Source organism: Sphingomonas sp. SORGH_AS_0789 (assembly GCF_031453055.1).
Taxonomy (GTDB): domain Bacteria; phylum Pseudomonadota; class Alphaproteobacteria; order Sphingomonadales; family Sphingomonadaceae; genus Sphingomonas.
In genome coordinates this window covers 174,963-191,401 of the sequence record NZ_JAVIYV010000001.1, presented here as the reverse complement: position 1 = coordinate 191,401, position 16,439 = coordinate 174,963, and the positions used below count along the sequence as shown (strand labels likewise).

10 protein-coding genes are annotated in these 16,439 nt (G+C 67.1%); 8 read left to right on the top strand and 2 right to left on the bottom strand.

Annotated features, from left to right (window positions below):
* The first annotated feature begins 194 nt into the window (after nucleotides 1-194).
* Together QE360_RS00825 and QE360_RS00820 are read left to right on the top strand one after the other, a co-directional pair.
* Nucleotides 195-1,541 carry a cellulase family glycosylhydrolase gene (locus QE360_RS00825; RefSeq protein WP_309698548.1) on the top strand — a complete coding sequence of 449 codons (1,347 nt, stop codon included), beginning with the start codon at nucleotides 195-197 and terminating at the stop codon, nucleotides 1,539-1,541.
* A 17-nt stretch (nucleotides 1,542-1,558) separates the two neighbouring features.
* Nucleotides 1,559-2,791 (top strand): glycoside hydrolase family 27 protein, encoded by a 1,233-nt coding sequence (locus tag QE360_RS00820; protein ID WP_309698546.1) that lies wholly within the window; start codon nucleotides 1,559-1,561, stop codon nucleotides 2,789-2,791.
* 21 nt (nucleotides 2,792-2,812) lie between these two features.
* Here QE360_RS00820 and QE360_RS00815 read toward each other — a convergent pair whose 3' ends face one another.
* Nucleotides 2,813-6,358 carry a hydantoinase B/oxoprolinase family protein gene (locus QE360_RS00815; protein WP_309698544.1) on the bottom strand — a complete coding sequence of 1,182 codons (3,546 nt, stop codon included), beginning with the start codon at nucleotides 6,356-6,358 and terminating at the stop codon, nucleotides 2,813-2,815.
* A 103-nt stretch (nucleotides 6,359-6,461) separates the two neighbouring features.
* Here QE360_RS00815 and QE360_RS00810 point away from each other — a divergent pair, with 103 nt between their 5' ends.
* From QE360_RS00810 to QE360_RS00795, 4 genes are read left to right on the top strand one after another with little or no spacing between them, the layout of a single operon-like run.
* Nucleotides 6,462-6,971, top strand: a complete 510-nt coding sequence (locus tag QE360_RS00810; protein ID WP_307104032.1) for a winged helix DNA-binding protein — start codon at nucleotides 6,462-6,464, stop codon at nucleotides 6,969-6,971.
* 12 nt (nucleotides 6,972-6,983) lie between these two features.
* Nucleotides 6,984-7,649, top strand: a complete 666-nt coding sequence (locus QE360_RS00805) for a 5-oxoproline transporter, DUF969 family subunit (RefSeq protein ID WP_309698542.1) — start codon at nucleotides 6,984-6,986, stop codon at nucleotides 7,647-7,649.
* Nucleotides 7,646-8,608, top strand: coding sequence for a DUF979 domain-containing protein (locus tag QE360_RS00800; protein WP_309698540.1), 963 nt, complete (start codon nucleotides 7,646-7,648; stop codon nucleotides 8,606-8,608). Before QE360_RS00805 ends, QE360_RS00800 begins: the two co-directional genes overlap by 4 nt.
* Nucleotides 8,605-9,579, top strand: coding sequence for a DUF2891 domain-containing protein (locus QE360_RS00795; RefSeq protein WP_309698538.1), 975 nt, complete (start codon nucleotides 8,605-8,607; stop codon nucleotides 9,577-9,579). The genes QE360_RS00800 and QE360_RS00795 overlap by 4 nt, the downstream gene beginning before the upstream one ends.
* A 339-nt stretch (nucleotides 9,580-9,918) precedes the next feature.
* On the opposite strand, the gene QE360_RS00790 is transcribed toward QE360_RS00795, so the two are convergent.
* Entirely contained in the window at nucleotides 9,919-14,445 is a 4,527-nt protein-coding gene (locus QE360_RS00790; RefSeq protein WP_309698536.1) for an AAA domain-containing protein, read from the bottom strand.
* Between the two features lie 184 nt (nucleotides 14,446-14,629).
* On the opposite strand from QE360_RS00790, the gene QE360_RS00785 reads away from it, so the two are divergent.
* Together QE360_RS00785 and QE360_RS00780 are read left to right on the top strand one after the other, a co-directional pair.
* Nucleotides 14,630-15,211 carry a TerD family protein gene (locus QE360_RS00785; protein WP_309698534.1) on the top strand — a complete coding sequence of 194 codons (582 nt, stop codon included), beginning with the start codon at nucleotides 14,630-14,632 and terminating at the stop codon, nucleotides 15,209-15,211.
* 29 nt (nucleotides 15,212-15,240) lie between these two features.
* Complete coding sequence (locus tag QE360_RS00780; protein ID WP_309698532.1) at nucleotides 15,241-16,419, top strand: TerD family protein; 1,179 nt, start codon at nucleotides 15,241-15,243, stop codon at nucleotides 16,417-16,419.
* The last annotated feature ends 20 nt before the right edge of the window (nucleotides 16,420-16,439 follow it).

The window sequence follows — 16,439 nt, the reverse complement described above, 5'->3', positions numbered from 1 at the left end:
ACATCGTTGCCATCGCCCCGTAACTGGACCCCGGCCTTTGCCGGGGTGACGGGTGGGGGAGGGTTTCGGCCACTCAAAATACCGCAAGCAATTTGCATTATTCTTCGTTATGCCAATGGAATCAGGTCGATCGACCTGCACCATGACGACGGCAAAGCCGCGTCGGGAAACGATATGAGGGGGAGGATGCGGGCATGACCATGGATATCGATCGTCGCGGCTTTCTGGGGTCGGCGGCCTTGCTGGCGGGATGCGCGGGCGTGGCGGCTGGCGCCGATGCGGCGGGCGCGAAGCGGGAGCTGTTCGTCCGGCGCAAGGGCACCCGCCTGATGATCGGCGACGCGGTCTATCGCTTCGTCGGGGCCAATATGTGGTACGCCGCCTATCTGGGGGCCGATGCCCCTTATGGCGACCGCGCCCGGCTGCGGCGTGAGCTGGATGCGCTGGCCGCGATGGGCGTGACCAATATCCGCATCCTCGCCTCGGCCGAGGAAGGGCCGTTGCGCGACTCGATCAAGCCGGGCTTCCGTACCGCCACCACGACCAACCAGACCTTGCTCGCCGGGCTCGACTATGCGCTGGCGGAGATGGCCAAGCGCAACATGCGCGCGGTCCTGTACCTGACCAATTTCTGGGAATGGTCGGGGGGCATGATGACCTATCTGTCCTATGTGAACGGGGGTCAGTTCCTGAATGCGAACGACCCGGCGCATCCCTGGCCCGCCTTCGCCAATTTCAACGCGCAATTCTATGGCAATGATCGCGCCAAGGAGATGTATCGCGACTGGATCCGCACCATCGTGTCGCGCACCAACAGCGTCACCGCAAAGCCCTATGCGGCCGACCCGACGATCATGGCGTGGCAGCTGTCCAACGAGCCGCGCCCGGCGGGCGATCTGGCGCATGCCGATCTCGACCAATTCCATGGCTGGGTCCGCGACAGCGCGACGCTGATCAAGTCGCTCGATCCCAATCATCTGGTCTGCACCGGATCGGAAGGGCTGAAGGGCACGCTGGAAAAGCCCGACATCCTGCTGGCCGAACATGGCATCGACGCGATCGATTATCTGACCGCGCATATCTGGCCCAACAATTGGGACTGGGTGAAGCAGGCCGATCTGGCGAACACCTACAAGCGCGGCGAGACGCTGACCCAGGACTATATCGTCAAGCACATCGGCTATGCCCGCCAGCTGGACAAGCCGCTGATCATCGAGGAGTTCGGCTATCCCCGCGACGGCGGCAGCAACGATCCGAAGGTCGCGACGACCTATAAGGACCGTTTCTACCGCCTGATCTATGCCGCCGCGCTGCGCGACATGGCGGCGGGCGGGCCGATCGCGGGCACCAATTTCTGGGCCTGGAACGGCGAGGCGCGCGCGCAGCATCCCGACTATCGGTTCCGCGATGGCGACGGCCAATATATGGGCGACCCGCCGCACGAGCCGCAGGGCTGGTACGGCATCTTCACCGGCGACACGACGGTCCGCATCGTCGCGGACCATGCCGCGGCCATCGCCCGGCTCCCCAAGACCCGATAAGCGCAGGAGAGGCCGCCATGCTCCGTCGTTTCGCCCGCCCGCTCGCCGCCGCCGCGCTGCTGCTCCAGATGGCCGTTCCCGCCACGGCGCAGGAGGTGCTGGACACCGACCCCAACACGCTCGCCCCGTCCCAGGACCCCAAGCGCACCGCCAACGGCCTCGCGCAGACCCCGCCCATGGGCTGGAACAGCTGGAACAAGTTCGCCTGCAACGTGAACGAGGATGTGATCCGCCGGACGGCGGACGCGATGGCCTCCAATGGGATGAAGGCGGCGGGATATGAATATATCGTCATCGACGATTGCTGGCACGGCGCGCGAGACGCCAATGGCTTCATCACCGAGGATCGCCAGCGCTTTCCCGGCGGGCTGAAGGCGCTGGGCGACTATATCCATGCCAAGGGGCTGAAGTTCGGCATCTATTCGGATGCGGGCACCAAGACCTGTGGCGGGCGTCCGGGCAGCCAGGGGCATGAATATCAGGACGCGCTGCAATATGCGCGCTGGGGCGTCGACTATCTGAAATATGACTGGTGCTCGACGGGCGTGCGCAATGCCGAGGAAGCCTATGCGACCATGGCCGATGCGCTGCGCGCGACGGGGCGGCCGATCCTGTTCTCGCTATGCGAATGGGGCCATTCGCGGCCCTGGCTATGGGGGGCGAAGATCGGCAATATGTGGCGCACCACCGGCGACATCACCGACAAATGGGAAGGCAAGCACGGCTATAGCTGGGGCGTCGCCTCGATCGTCGACATGAACGAGCCGCTCTGGCCCTTTGCCGGGCCGGGCCATTGGAACGATCCCGACATGCTGGAGGTCGGCAATGGCGGATTGAGCGACACCGAATATCGCGCGCATTTCTCGCTCTGGGCGATGATGGCGGCGCCGCTGATCGCGGGCAACGACGTCGCGGGCATGACGCCCGCGACCCGCGACATCCTGCTGAACCGCGACGTCATCGCGGTCGATCAGGACCCGCTGGGCGCGCAGGGCCACCGGGTGGCGCGCGACGGCCAGCGCGAGGTCTGGGTCAAGCCCATGGCCGATGGCGGCCGCGCCCTGTTGTTCTGGAACCGGGGCGAGACCCCCGCGCGGATCGGCGCGGACTGGACGCAACTCGGCCTGCCCGCCACGACCCGCCTGCGCGCACGCGACCTGTGGACGCACAAGGATCTGGGCCGTCTGTCCCGCCGCTACGAGGCGGAGGTCGCGCCGCACGGCGTGGCGATGATCCGCCTCCAACCCTGAAGCGGCGGCGGGCGCGAGCGGTCAGAGGCCCGCGCCGCCCCCGCCGGGCGTCTCGATGACGATCCGGTCCCCCGCCTGAAGCTCGACCTGATCGACGCCGGGCAGGGCGTGCCGGGTGCCGTCCGCCCGGACCAGCCATTGTCGTCCCACGGCTCCGGCACCGCCGCCCGCCAGACCGAAGGGCGCGACGGTCCGGCGCGAGGCGACGATGGTGGCGGTCATCGGTTCCAGCGCGGTGATCTCGCGAATGGCCCCGTCGCCGCCGCGATGACGGCCGCTGCCCCCCGATCCCCGGCGAATGTCGAACCGGTCGAGCCGGACGGGATAACGGAGTTCCAGTATCTCGGGATCGGTGATCCGCGTGTTCGTCATATGGCTGTGCACCGCCGATGCGCCGTCAAAGCCCGGTCCGGCGCCGGTTCCGCCGCAGATCGTCTCGTAATATTGATAGCGGTCGTTGCCGAACAGGAAGTTGTTCATCGTCCCCTGCGACGCGGCGCAGGCCCCCAGCGCGCCGAGCAGGGCGTTGCAGACCGCCTGGCTCACCTCGGTATTGCCCGCCACCACCGCGCTGCCGGGCGGGGGCGACAGGAAGCTGCCCGTCGGGATGATGATGGTCAGCGGTGCCAGGCACCCCTCGTTCAGCGGCAGGTCCTCGCCGATCAGGCAGCGAAAGGCATAGAGCACGACCGCACGGGTGACCGCCGGGGGCGCGTTGAAATTGCCGGGGCGGGCAGGGCCGGTGCCCGTGAAGTCGATCGTCGCCGCCCGCGCCGCCCGGTCGACCGTGACCCGCACCGCCAGCGGCGTGCCGTCGTCCATCGCATAGGCGAAGGCCCCGTCCTCCAGCCGCGACAGGACGCGGCGGATGCTTTCCTCCGCCTGGTCCATGACATGCCCCATATAGGCGTGCACCATCGGCCAGCCGCTGGCCGCGATCAGCGCGTTCAGCTCGGCGATGCCGGTCGCGTTGGCGGCGAGCTGCGCCTTGATGTCGGCGACATTGGTGTCAGGGCTGCGCGCGGGATAGCGCGCCCCGGCCAGCAGCTCGCGAAACGCCGCCTCGCGCAGCGTCCCGCCATCGACCAGCAGGAAGTCGTCGATCACCACGCCCTCTTCCTCCAGCGTGCGCGACAGGGGCGGGGTCGATCCGGGGGTCAGCCCGCCGATATCGGCATGATGGCCGCGATTGGCGACGAAGAAGCGGATATGCTCGCCTGCCTCGTCGAAGACGGGAGCGATCACCGTCACGTCGGGCAGATGGGTGCCGCCGTTGAACGGATTGTTGAGCGCGACGACATCGCCGGGCTTGAGCGTGGCCGACCGGCTGGCGATGACGGCACGGACGCTTTCGCCCATCGCACCCAGATGGACGGGGACGTGCGGCGCGTTGGCGACCAGCCGTCCCTGGCCATCGAAGAGGGCGCAGGAGAAGTCGAGCCGCTCCTTCATGTTCACGCTGCGCGAGGTGTTGCGCAGGACCACGCCCATACGCTCGGCGATGCCCATGAAGCGGGTGTTGAACAGTTCGAGCTGCACCGGATCGACCAGGCGCGGGTCGGGGGCGCTGCGCATGCCCGATGCGTCATGCGCGAGCAGCAGTTCGCCGCCATCGCCGACGCGCAGCGTCCAGCCCGGCTCGACCATCGTCGTCGCGATCGCCTCGCGGATCAGCGCGGGGCCGGCGATGCGATCGCCGGGTCTCAGCGTGGCGCGATCATGGACGGGGGTCGTATGCTCCGCACCGTTCGTCCAGACCGACACATGCGAAAGCGGCGGCGGCAGCGGACCCTGCCGCGCCGGGAGGGGCGGCGGCGTCACCGGCTCGCCGGGCAGGATCGCCTCGACCATCACGCTTTCGACGACCAGTTCGGCGTTCGGGCTGACGAAGCCGAAGCGCGCCCGATGCGCCGCCTCGAACGCGGCGTGCATGGCGGCGTCCCCGGCCCAGTCGACGGGCAGCGCGGTGTCGGTCCCGGCATAGCGCAGGTGAACGGTCGCGACGCGGCGTGCCCCGGCGCCGACCTCCGCCGCCGCTTCGTCGCCGAGCGCCGCCATGATGGCGTCCAGCGGCGTGCCCAGCGGCTGCTCGACCGATCGCTGACGGATCGTCACCCGGTCGGCCAGTCCCATGCCATAGGCCGACAGCACGCCCGCGAGCGGATGGATCAGCACCGTCCGCATCCCCAGCACCTCGGCGACGCGGCAGGCATGTTGCCCACCGGCCCCGCCGAAACATTGCAGCGCGAAGCCGGTGACGTCCTCGCCGCGCTCCAGCGCGACACGCTTGATGGCCGCCGCCATATGCGCGACGGCCACCTCCAGGAAACCCTCCGCCACGGCGCGGGGATCGGCCATGCCCATCTCCGCCGCCAGCTCGGCAAAGGCGCGGCGGGGTGCCTCCATGTCGAGCGGCTGGTCGCCGTTCGGGCCGAAGACCGCCGGGAAATGCGCGGGCTGGATCTTGCCGACCAGCACATTGGCGTCGGTCAGGGTCAGCGGGCCGCCGCGCCGATAGCAGGCGGGGCCGGGATGGGCGCCCGCACTGTCCGGGCCGACGCGGAACCGCGATCCGTCATAATGCAGGATCGATCCGCCGCCCGCCGCGACCGTGTCGATCGCCATCATCGGCACGCGCATCTCGACGCCCGCCACCTCGGCATCGAGCACCCGCTCGAACCGCCCGGCATAGAGCGCAACGTCGGTGGAGGTGCCCCCCATGTCGAAGCCGATCACCCGGTCGATCCCCGCCGCCTGCGCGGTGCGCGCGGCGGCGACGACGCCCCCGGCCGGGCCCGACAGGATCGCGTCCTTGCCCTGAAAGGCGCGCGCATCGGCCAGCCCGCCGCTGGACTGCATGAAGTGGAGCGGGATCGGCCCCAGCGCACCCGCCACCCGATCGACATAGCGGCGCAGCACGGGCGACAGATAGGCATCGACCACCGCCGTCCGTCCGCGCGCGACCAGGCCGATCATCGGGCTGACGACATGGCTGGCCGAAATCTGGGTGAAGCCCGCCGCGCGCGCCAGCGCGGCGACGCGCGCTTCGGTGTCGCCATGCGCCCAGCCATGGGTGAGCGCGATCGCGACCGCCTCGAAACCCTCCGCGCGTCTCGCCGCCAGCTGCGCGGCGCACGCCGCCTCGTCCAGCGGCAGGACCACCACGCCGTCGGCATCGATCCGGCCGCCAATCTCGATCACCCCGTCATACAGCGGGGCGGGGCGGCGAATGGCGAGGTCGAACAGGCGCGGGCGGGTCTGGTCGCCGATGACGAGCAGATTGGCAAAGCCCCGGTCGACCACCAGCAGCGTCCGCGCACCTTTGCGTTCCAGCAGCGCATTGGTCGCGACGGTCGTCCCCATCTTGACCTCGGCGATGCGATCGGCGGGCAGGGGCGCGTCGTCCGCCAGCCCCAGGATCGTGCGGATGCCAGCGATGGCCGCATCGGCATAACGTTCGGGTGCCTCGCTCAACAGCTTGGCGGTGGTCAGCGTCCCGTCGGGCGCGCGCGCGACCACGTCGGTAAAGGTGCCGCCACGATCGATCCAGAACGACCAGCCTGCCATCGCGCCACCTCCATGAGAAATTGTCGACGAATCGTCGATAAACTATCGGCGATGGATTGACAGCCCATAGAAACGCCGCAACCCTGAACGCGCAGGAGGCGGCATGACCAACGACAAGCGGGCGATCGTATCTTCGGCGCATCTGGCCGATGGCGCGGCCCCGGCGCTGTCCGAGCTGGAGTTCAGCCTGACGCTGGCCGCCGCCGCCTATCAACGCTGGATCGTGCGCTGCGCGGCGGCGGCGGGACTGGCGCTGGCGCCGCTGGAGGTGCTGATCCTGCACACCGTCCGCCACCGCGATCGCGCCAAGCGGATCGCCGACATCGCGCTGGTGCTGGATGTCGAGGACACGCATCTCATCACCTATGCGATCCGCAAGCTGGAACGCGCCGGGCTCGTCGCCACCGATCGGTCCGGCAAGGAAAAGCGGATCGCGGCGACCGAGGCGGGCCGCGATTTCTGCCTCCACTATCGCGACATCCGCGAACGCGTGCTGGCCAGCGCCGTCGTTGCCGACGGTCCGGACGGCCAGGCGCTGTCGGAGGCGGCCGACCTGCTGCGCTCGCTGTCGGGCCAGTATAACCAGGCGGCACGCGCCGCCGCGACGCTTTAGCGAGAGGCCGCCATGCTCGTACTGTCGGGAATCGCGATCATCATCATCGGCTTCGCGCTGGGCGTGAACCCCTTGCTGGTGGTGACCGTCGCCGCGCTGGCCAGTGCGGCGGCGGCGGGGTTCGGGCCGGTCGCGGTGGTCGCGATGATCGGGCGGGCCTTTGTCGATGCGCGGTTCCTGGCGGTCCCGTTCCTGGCGCTGCCGATGATCGGCCTTCTGGAGCGCGCGGGGCTGCGCGAAAAGGCGCGCGACATCGTGCGGGGGTTGCGCCGGGCGACGACCGGGCGGGTGCTGCTCGGTTACCTCGCATTGCGTCAGATCACGGCGGCGCTGGGGCTGGTGTCGCTGGGCGGGCATGTCCAGATGGTCCGGCCGATCGTCGCCCCGATGGCAGAGGGGGCGGAGGAGCGCGACGAGCGCCAGCCGCTTGACCCCGACACGCGCGACCGGATCCGCGCGCACGCCGCCGCCGTCGACAATATCGGCGTGTTCTTCGGCGAGGATGTGTTCATCGCGATCGGATCGATCCTGCTGATCCGGGCGATCCTCGAACAGGACGGCGTGGCGGTCGCACCGCTGGACGTCGCGCTCTGGGCGATCCCGACCGCCGTCGCGGCGTTCCTGATCCATGGCGCGCGCCTGCTGCTGCTCGACCGGCGGTTGCGGCGGCGGGCATGATCGGGCTCGATGCGATCGGGATGGCGGCGGCGACGCTGCCCGCGGCGGTGGCGGCGCATCACGCCTTCGACCGGGGGGCGCCGACGCGCTGGCGCAACGCCGGGTTCTGGGGACTCTTCGCGGTGCTGCTCGGGGTGGGGCCGTGGCTGCCCGATCTGCTCGCCGGGTGTCTCGTCCTGGTGATGGTGGGGCTCGCGACCTGGGGGCTGCGTCCCTCGGCCGTCGCCAGCAGCGACGCGGAGCAGCGCGCCGCCTCCGCTGCGCGACTGGGCGGCCGGCTGTTCGTGCCCGCGCTGATGCTGCCCGCCGTCACGCTGGCGGGGACGCTATCGATCGGCAAGGGCCGGATCGCGGGAATGGCGCTGATCGACCCGAAGCAGGTGACCCTGGTGGCGCTGGTGGCCGGGTCGATCGTCGCCCTCCTGCTGGCCGTGCGTCTCACCCGGCCGCCGCGCACCGCACCGGTCGCCGAGGCGCGGCGGCTAGTCGACTCGATCGGCTGGGCGATGGTACTGCCCCAGATGCTGGCGGCGCTGGGCGGCGTGTTCGCGATGGCGGGCGTGGGCAAGGTCGTCGCGAGCGGCGTCGTGAACATCGTCGCGCTCGACACGCCGCTGGCCGGGACGATCGCCTATTGCGTTGGGATGGCGCTGTTCACGATGGTCCTGGGCAATGCCTTTGCCGCCTTTCCGATCATGACGGCGGGCATCGGCCTGCCGCTGCTGATCCGCCACTTCGGCGGCGATCCGGCGGTGGTCGCGGCGCTGGGCATGTTGTCGGGCTTTTGCGGGACGCTGATGACGCCGATGGCGGCGAACTTCAACCTGGTGCCCGCCGCGGTCCTGGAACTGCGGGACCGGTTCGGGGTGATCCGGGTCCAGTGGCCGACCGCGCTGATGCTGCTGGCGTTCAATATCGCGGTGCTGACGCTCTGCGCCTTTCCTGGAGGATTGCGATGACCCCCATTCGTGCCGCGACATTCGCGCGGATCGCGCTCGGCCATGTCACCCGCGAATATCCGCACAAGGCCGATCATGTGATGACCGGCGATGACGACCCGTATCGCCCGCGCGCGGTGCATCCGATCTTCTTCGGCAGCTTCGACTGGCATAGCTGCGTCCATGGCTATTGGCTGCTCGCCCGGATCCGGCGGCTGTTCCCCGATCTGGCCGAGGTCGCCGCCATCGATGCGCTGTTCGACGCGGCCTTCACCCCCGAAAAGGTCGCGGCGGAGTGCGCCTATCTCGACCGGCCGAGCGCGCGCGGGTTCGAGCGGCCCTATGGCTGGGCGTGGCTGTTGATGCTCCAGAGCGAGTTGATGGTCGCGGGGCTGGGCCATGCGGACACGCTGCGGCCGCTGGCGGAGGCCTTTGCCGCACGATGGCGCGCGCATTTGCCGCTGATGACCTATCCGGTGCGCGCGGGGACGCATGCCAACACCGCCTTCGCGCTGGTGCTCGCCGATCGCTATGCGCGGGTCGCCAACGACCAGGCGATGCGCGGCGCGATGATCGAGCGTGCGCACCACTGGTTCGGCGCGGATCGCCAGGCCCAGGTCTGGGAGCCGAGCGGCGAGGATTTCCTGTCCCCGACGCTGATGGAGGCCATGGCGATGCAGCGCCTGTTGCCCGCCGACGCCTTTGTCGACTGGTTCGCGGCGTTCCTGCCGGGGCTTCCCGATACGCTGGCCACCCCGGCACGCGTCAGCGACCGCAGCGACGGCCGGATCGCGCATCTCGACGGCCTGAACCTCAGCCGCGCCTGGGCGATGCAGGCGCTTGCCGCAGCGGCCGATTTACGACTGCGTGACGAACTGCAAACCGCCGCCGCCGACCACCTCGCCGCAGCGATCGACGAGGTCGCAGGCGACTATATGGGAGAACACTGGCTGGCGAGCTTCGCCATGCTGGCCTGCACGGGCACGGATTGAGGCGGGGTGCCGTATCTGGTCGGGAGCGATCGACTTGTGAAAAGGTCGCTGATCGGAAGGGTGTGGCTCTTCGCCTATCAGCACATGGCTGAACCATACCAAGCGCTATCCAACCTTTGAAAAGGCTGGTGACCCCTACGGGAGGCGTTGATCCAGCGTAAAAAGCACGTATTTCTGCGGTTCTTGTTGGTCACTTGCCCATCGGTTTGTACACACGGCCTGTACCCGTGTGTGGCAGCTATTTGATCATGGCATCGGCCACCGTCAAGTGATGCAGACAGGTCCCCGAACTGCTTTCTATTAAGCGCCGATATCGACGGACAGGCCGTGCTGCTCGGTTCAGAATATATCCTCCGCAACAAGCCATGCGTAAGGAACAGGGTCTGATTGTTCGGGAGTGCTGCACCATCGGCGATGTTCCGTAAATCGGCTCGGCGGTGCGCCGTCCTGCCCTTGCGGCTCGATCCCGCGAGATCCCAGCAAAGCGATCAATTCGGCCATGACATCATCACGTTCGCGAACGAAACGCGAGGCGAAGCAGCGCCACACGGTCCAACCCGCCCGCTCCAGCATGCGTTGGCGGGCCATGTCGTGCGGCCATTGATCGGGGCCGTGGTAACGGTCGCCGTCGCATTCGATCGCCAGTCGCCGGTCGTTCTCGCCCTCGACAACCAAGTCGATCCGCTTGGTACCCACCGGCACCTGCGTGTCGACGCGATAACCCCGTTCGACCAAAAGGTCGTACATTTCGATCTCGAATGGCGACTCACAGCGGGCTCGGCGATCGGCGACCATGGCAGTGTCGGCCGCAAAGGGCGCATGGAAATGCTCGATTAGGCTTCGGCGCAATTTGTCGGCCGGACGCAAATCCTCCAACTCCACCGAGCGGACCAGCACCATCCGGTCGCGCGCCCGTGACGCGGCGACGTTGAAGCGCTGCTCATAGCCCAGGCCGGATAGGCCGCTGCTCTTCCCATCCGCGACCAGCGAAATGAACATGATGTCGCGCTCGTCGCCCTGAAAGGCTGCGGGCTCTCCAACGCGAATGTTGTGACGCAGCTGGACTTCGGAGCCCAGCACCTGCTCGATCGCTGTCATGATCGCGACGGCCTGTTCTTGGCCGAGCAACGTGGTCACGCCGATCGAGCGCTTGTGCATCGCCGGATCGTCGGCGATGCGACCGATGGCATCGACGATACAGTCGACCTCGGGCGGATTGACCTTCCCCCGGCGATAGCCATCCTCGACCAGAATATCGATCAGCGGCGGATCGAGCCGCTCGGACGCCGATGGCAGGCGCAGCGGTACTAGCTGGTGGCTGTAGAATTGCGCTTTGGAGTATTCGATGATTGGCCCGACGCAGCGGAAATGTTCCTTGAGGAGGATCGCCCCACCGGCAAAGACTACCGTACCCAGGTCGTATAGCGACTTTTCCTCGCGTAGCGCCGATCGATAGTCTGCGACCTGTCCACCCAGATGGCGGTCGGCCAGTTGGTTCATCCGTGCCTCTTCACGGAAACCTGCATCCGGACTGACCTGCCGGTCATCGCCGACGATCAGGACTTGGCGGGCCCGTAGAAGGGCTGGAAGCGCGGCAACGGTCGATTGCGACGCTTCGTCGATCACCACCAAATCGAACAGGCCCAGTTCGGCGGGTAGCGATTCCGACACGCGGTAATGCGGCATGATCCAGCAGGGCAGGGCGTTCTTGGCGCGGTCAGCCGCAGCACGCGCATCGGCACGATAGCGACCCGCACGGATGCCGGTGCCGCGCCCCAGCTTTCGCATCGCTTGCGCATAGGAAGCGAGCGCCGTGCGAACCTGATCGCTGGCCTTCTCAGCCAGGCGGCACCAAGTGCGAAGTTCGATCGCCTCTTCATATGCGCGGCGCAACAGCGACTCCTGCTCGCCGCGCTCCTGCCCCAGCGCGCGCAGCCGATCGTGCCGATCGACCCGGCGCAGCCAGGTGGACAGCCTGCGCAGCGTCCAACGTTCGCGCCAGTCGCCGGGCGTCAGCGCGTCTTCGGTGCCCGTCACGGCCTCACTGCGTAGTCGCTCCGCCCAACCGGGTGCCCCGTTTTCGGCGATTAGCGCGGTCAGATCGCGGATCGTCGCGAAGCTGGGGATCAGTGCACGCAGCACCGCCACCTCGCTCAGCGCCGCGTGCCACCGACGTTCGAGCAGATGAACGTCGATGCCCTGCTGTCCGACCATGTCCTGCAGTATGGCAAGTATTTCATCACCGATGGCGCCGCCAATGGTGCGAGCCAGCGTCACCAGTCGGTCGCGCTCCTCTTCGGCGGCGGATAGGCGGAAGACCAGCAGATGCTGGTCGCACAGCATGATCAGCGCCTCGGTCGCCGCATCGTCGCCGGTCAGCGGGCGTCGCCACCCGGGCAGGACTGCCCGAACGCCATCGGCCAATGCCCGCTCTTCGTGCGCCAGTGTGCGAAGGGCGGCGATGTGTGCAAGCTGCCGCCGCATGGCTTCGGCAGCGGCTGGCTCTTGCCCGGCCACCGGATCAACTCCGGCAAGCGGTCCCGCATGGTTCCACGCCGCCGCCAGCCGGATCGCCCGATCGCAGAGCGCGAGAGAGCGATGAACCTCGGCCCATTCGCTGGCATCACCGGGTGCGCGGCCCGAAAGCCGGACGGTGGCGACCTGCGTCTTGAGCTGTCGCGCGAACAGGCTCTGAAACAGGCCGAGATCCTCACCCGCCGCCAATCGACCAACGGTCTCGCGGAAAGCAGTATCGGTGAGGGCGTCATCGGGCAAAATGACCGGGCGGACTAGAAAGTGCCGCGCCTCGGCAGCAACCTGCCCAGCTTCCTCTGCCAGTCCGTCGAGGGCGACCAGCGCGGGATCGTCGGCATCGGCTAACCAGCGGTCGCGCACGGTGGCCGACCAGGCAAAACCGCCCGCCATCGCCTGCCGCCGGAGGGTAAGTAGAGCCTCGGCCTGCGCGTGCAAGGTAGCGACGGCCTCGGCACCGATCTGACGTCCCAGTGCCTGATCGCCCCCGGTCCGTTCACCAAGCGCGCGGGCCTCGACCAGATCACGGTGTATCGCCCCAATCGCCGCCGCATTGGGCAGGTCGCCGGGCGGCGGTGGCTGGTCGAGCAGCGCGATCCGTTCGCCCGCTTCCTTGCGTGCAGCGCGCAGCCGGATGATGGCGGCATCGTCGAACTCCGGTTCGTGCGAGGCGATGATGTCGATCGCATCGGGCAACCAATCCGCCAGTTCTCCTGCCGCCATCACGCGTCGTGCGGCATCGGCGGGTTCGACCGACGCGCCGTCAATCATAGCCCCGGTCATGGCCTGTCGACCGATATCCTCTACTTGCCGGTCGATGGTGGCGAGCTGACGATGGATCGCTTCGATCCGGGTATCGAGCACCGCGATTTGCTGCGCCGTTTCGGTCGGGCGAGTGCGGTGCAGCCGGTCGGCGATGATATCGACCGATTCCTGAAACTGTTTCAACCCATCGCGGTCGCTGTCGAGAAGGCTAACGGCGAGCGGGCGGACGGCGGCGGGTAATTTGTCGCGCAGCACTTTCAGCGCGGGCGCCTTTTGCGAGGTGACCAACACCCGTTTGCCGAGCGCGAGATAGTGGCTGATGATGTTCGCGATCGTGTGGGTTTTGCCGGTGCCTGGCGGCCCCTGCACGACCACCCCTGGCCGGGTAGCGAGGCGCTGGATCACTTCCACCTGTTCGCGATTGAACGGCATAGGAAAGAACAGGTCATGGCCCGATCCGTCCGAGGATGTGACGCCCGGCACCGTCGAGACGCCGCGATAGCTGGGATAGGCCTCCGTCGTCGCGCTGTCGGCGGGAGGTTGCAACAGGACACGGACGGCGGGGGGCAGAGCTTCCGGATCATCGATCGTGACGAGGGCAGCCTTGAACCGGCGCAGATCGTCCATCAACTGCGTCGCTTGCCGCGTGCGTTCGATCAGAACCCAGCCACCATCAACCTGCAGCGTCTCGCCGGTGGGTGGGTGGCGTTCGCCCAGATCGGGCAGATAATGCCCGTCGGGATCGAGCAGCGCGACCGCCCGGCGTAGCGGTGGTGCAAAGCTTTCAGCATCGAAAGGCGATAGGCCTTCGCCCTCCATTGCGTCGAGATAGCGTTGCGTGCCTGCTTGCCACTCATCGACCGAGGGCGCGTCGAGCGCATCGAGCGGAGCTGTCTCGATCCCCGGCGGCGCTTCGCTGCGCGGGCGAATGTCAATCCGGTGGGTAACCTCGTCCAGCGTCAGTTCGACGGGGACGGTGAGCAGCGGATGGTGCAGCCGCCCAAACGGCCGAGTCCAGCGAGCGACACCGATGCCCCATACCAGTTCGACCGGCTGCTCCGACCCGCCGTCCAGCGTCTGACGAAGCGCGAAAAGGCTGTTGTACAGGTCGATCGCTTGGCGGCGGGGCCGTTCCTCCAGCGCCCAGGCGGACCAGATTTCGCGTTTGTAGCCCTCCAGTGCCGCGTTCAAACGCGCAGCTTCAGGGTGATCGATCAGCGACAAGCCGGGCGTTTCGATCCCGTCGCGTAGCGCGTCGTCGAGCATCTCTCGAGGCAGTTCGCGGCGCAGACTTGGCACCTGCGCGACATCGTCGCGCAGGTCGATCCAGCGCCGCAATTCTGGGTCGCTTGGCACCGGTGGCGGGCGGCGGACGAGGCGGTCGACACTCAACCAGCGATGATCGTCGCCGTCGCGCACATTGACCAACACGCCGGGAAGAAGGATGATATCCTCACCCGACCGCCGAAACGCACGATAGTCCGCCATGTCGCTGACCGTGCGCAATCGATCTCGTTCGGTTGCCTCGACATATTCGATCAGTGCCGTCAAGCGATCCCGCTCGATCATAAACCCCCGTCGCCTTTGCTCGATGTCATCCCACCTTCACATGCCAAGCATAGAAAGATGAAGGGGCATTGGTCATCTTTTTTGCATTGACCAAAATGGATGAAAAAATTCGGGCGGTTGCGACCTTGACCTTGTGTCACTGTTCGCGCCACCATTGGTACATCTAACGGGGCGATGATCGTATATGGTTAGCTTGCAAAAGGGACAGACGGTTTCGCTTGCGAAGTCCGACGGCGGCAGCCTGACCAAGGTTGCGATGGGGCTGGGCTGGGACGTGCGCAAGGGTAAGGGGCTGTTCGGTCTGTTCGGCGGCGGTGGCGGCGACATCGATCTCGATGCCTCGTGCCTGCTGTTCGACGGCAACCGCCGCATGGTCGACGAGGTCTGGTTCCGCCAATTGTCGAGCAAGGACGGCAGCATCGTCCATAGCGGCGATAATCGGACCGGTGCCGGCGACGGCGATGACGAAACGATCAATGTCGATCTGTCGCGCGTTCCATCTTCGGTCCAGACCTTGGTCTTCACGGTCAACAGCTTCCAGGGCGACAGTTTTGAGCGGATCGCCAATGCCTATTGCCGGTTGGTCGACCTGACCACGGGACGCGAGATGGCGCGCTACGACCTGACGGGGGAGGGCAGCCACACCGGGCAGGTGATGGCCAAGCTGACCCGCAACGGCCAGGGCTGGGATATGAAGGCGCTGGGTGAGAAGACGACAGGGCGCACGTTCCACGACATGAGTTCCGCGATCAACGCTGTTCTCTGAGCTATCGTCCAGGCGGGGAATTGCGGGGCATGATCGAGCTTCAACAGGGCGGCAACACGCCTGTCACCGGCAGGCAGATGTCTGTCGGCTTTTCGTGGGCCATACCATCGGGGCGTGATGTCGAGGCGGATGCGTCTGCTTATCTGCTGACCGCAAGCGGTAAGGTTCGCGGCGATGCGGACATGGTGTTCTACAACCAGCCTGATGGTGCGGCTGGCGCGGTGCGTTTCGGGGATCGTACCGGACCGCGCGGCGGCTTCACCGTCGATCTGGCGCAGTTGCCCGTCGAGCTAGAGCGCATTGTTTTCTGTGTAACGATCCACGAGGCGCAGGCGAAGGCGCAGACGTTGGCGCTGCTCGCCGATGCCGAAATCTCCGTGACCCCGGCGGGCGGCGGCGACACGATTCGCTATCGGCCGATGCTGGCTGGAGCGACCGAAGCGGCGATGGTGCTGGGTGAGCTCTATCGGCGGGGTGACCAGTGGAAGTTTCGCGCCGTGGGGCAGGGGTTCAATGGCGGTCTGGCCCCCTTGGCGCGCTCCTTTGGGATCGAGGTGGCCGAGGACGCCGCTCCGCCGCCGGCGCCTCCTCCACCCCCACCGGCGCCGCCTGTTCGCCTGAGCAAGGTCACGCTCGACAAGCCTGGCCAGACGGTCAGCCTGGAGAAGAAGGGCAGCCATTTCGGCGAGATTGTCGTCAACCTCAATTGGTCGCGCGGTCGCAAGGCGTTTTTCGGTGGCAGCACCGCGATTGATCTGGATCTGGGGTGCCTGTTTGAACTGACTAATGGTCGTAAGGGCGTGGTACAGGCGCTGGGACGGGCATTCGGTGGTTTTGATCAGGCCCCCTATATCGCCCTGTCTGGTGACGATCGCACGGGCGATGTCTCGCAGGGAGAAACGATGCGCATCAATGGCGCGCATTGGTCGGACCTGCGTCGCATCGTCGTCTTCGCCAATATCTATGACGGTGTCCCGAACTGGCAGCAGACCGACGGCGTGGTGACGGTCACCATGCCGGAGCAGCCGCCGATCGAAGTCCGGATGACCGAGGGGCGCAATGACCGTCGTCTGTGCGGCATCGTTCTGATCGAGAATGACGGCGGGCGGCTGAAGGCGACGCGGATCGTCGAATATGTTCGCGACCAGCAGGTGCTCGACGAACGTTTCGACTGGGGTCTTCGCTGGGTTGCGGGCAGCAAGGATTAAGGCCGTCCGACGAAGGTCGA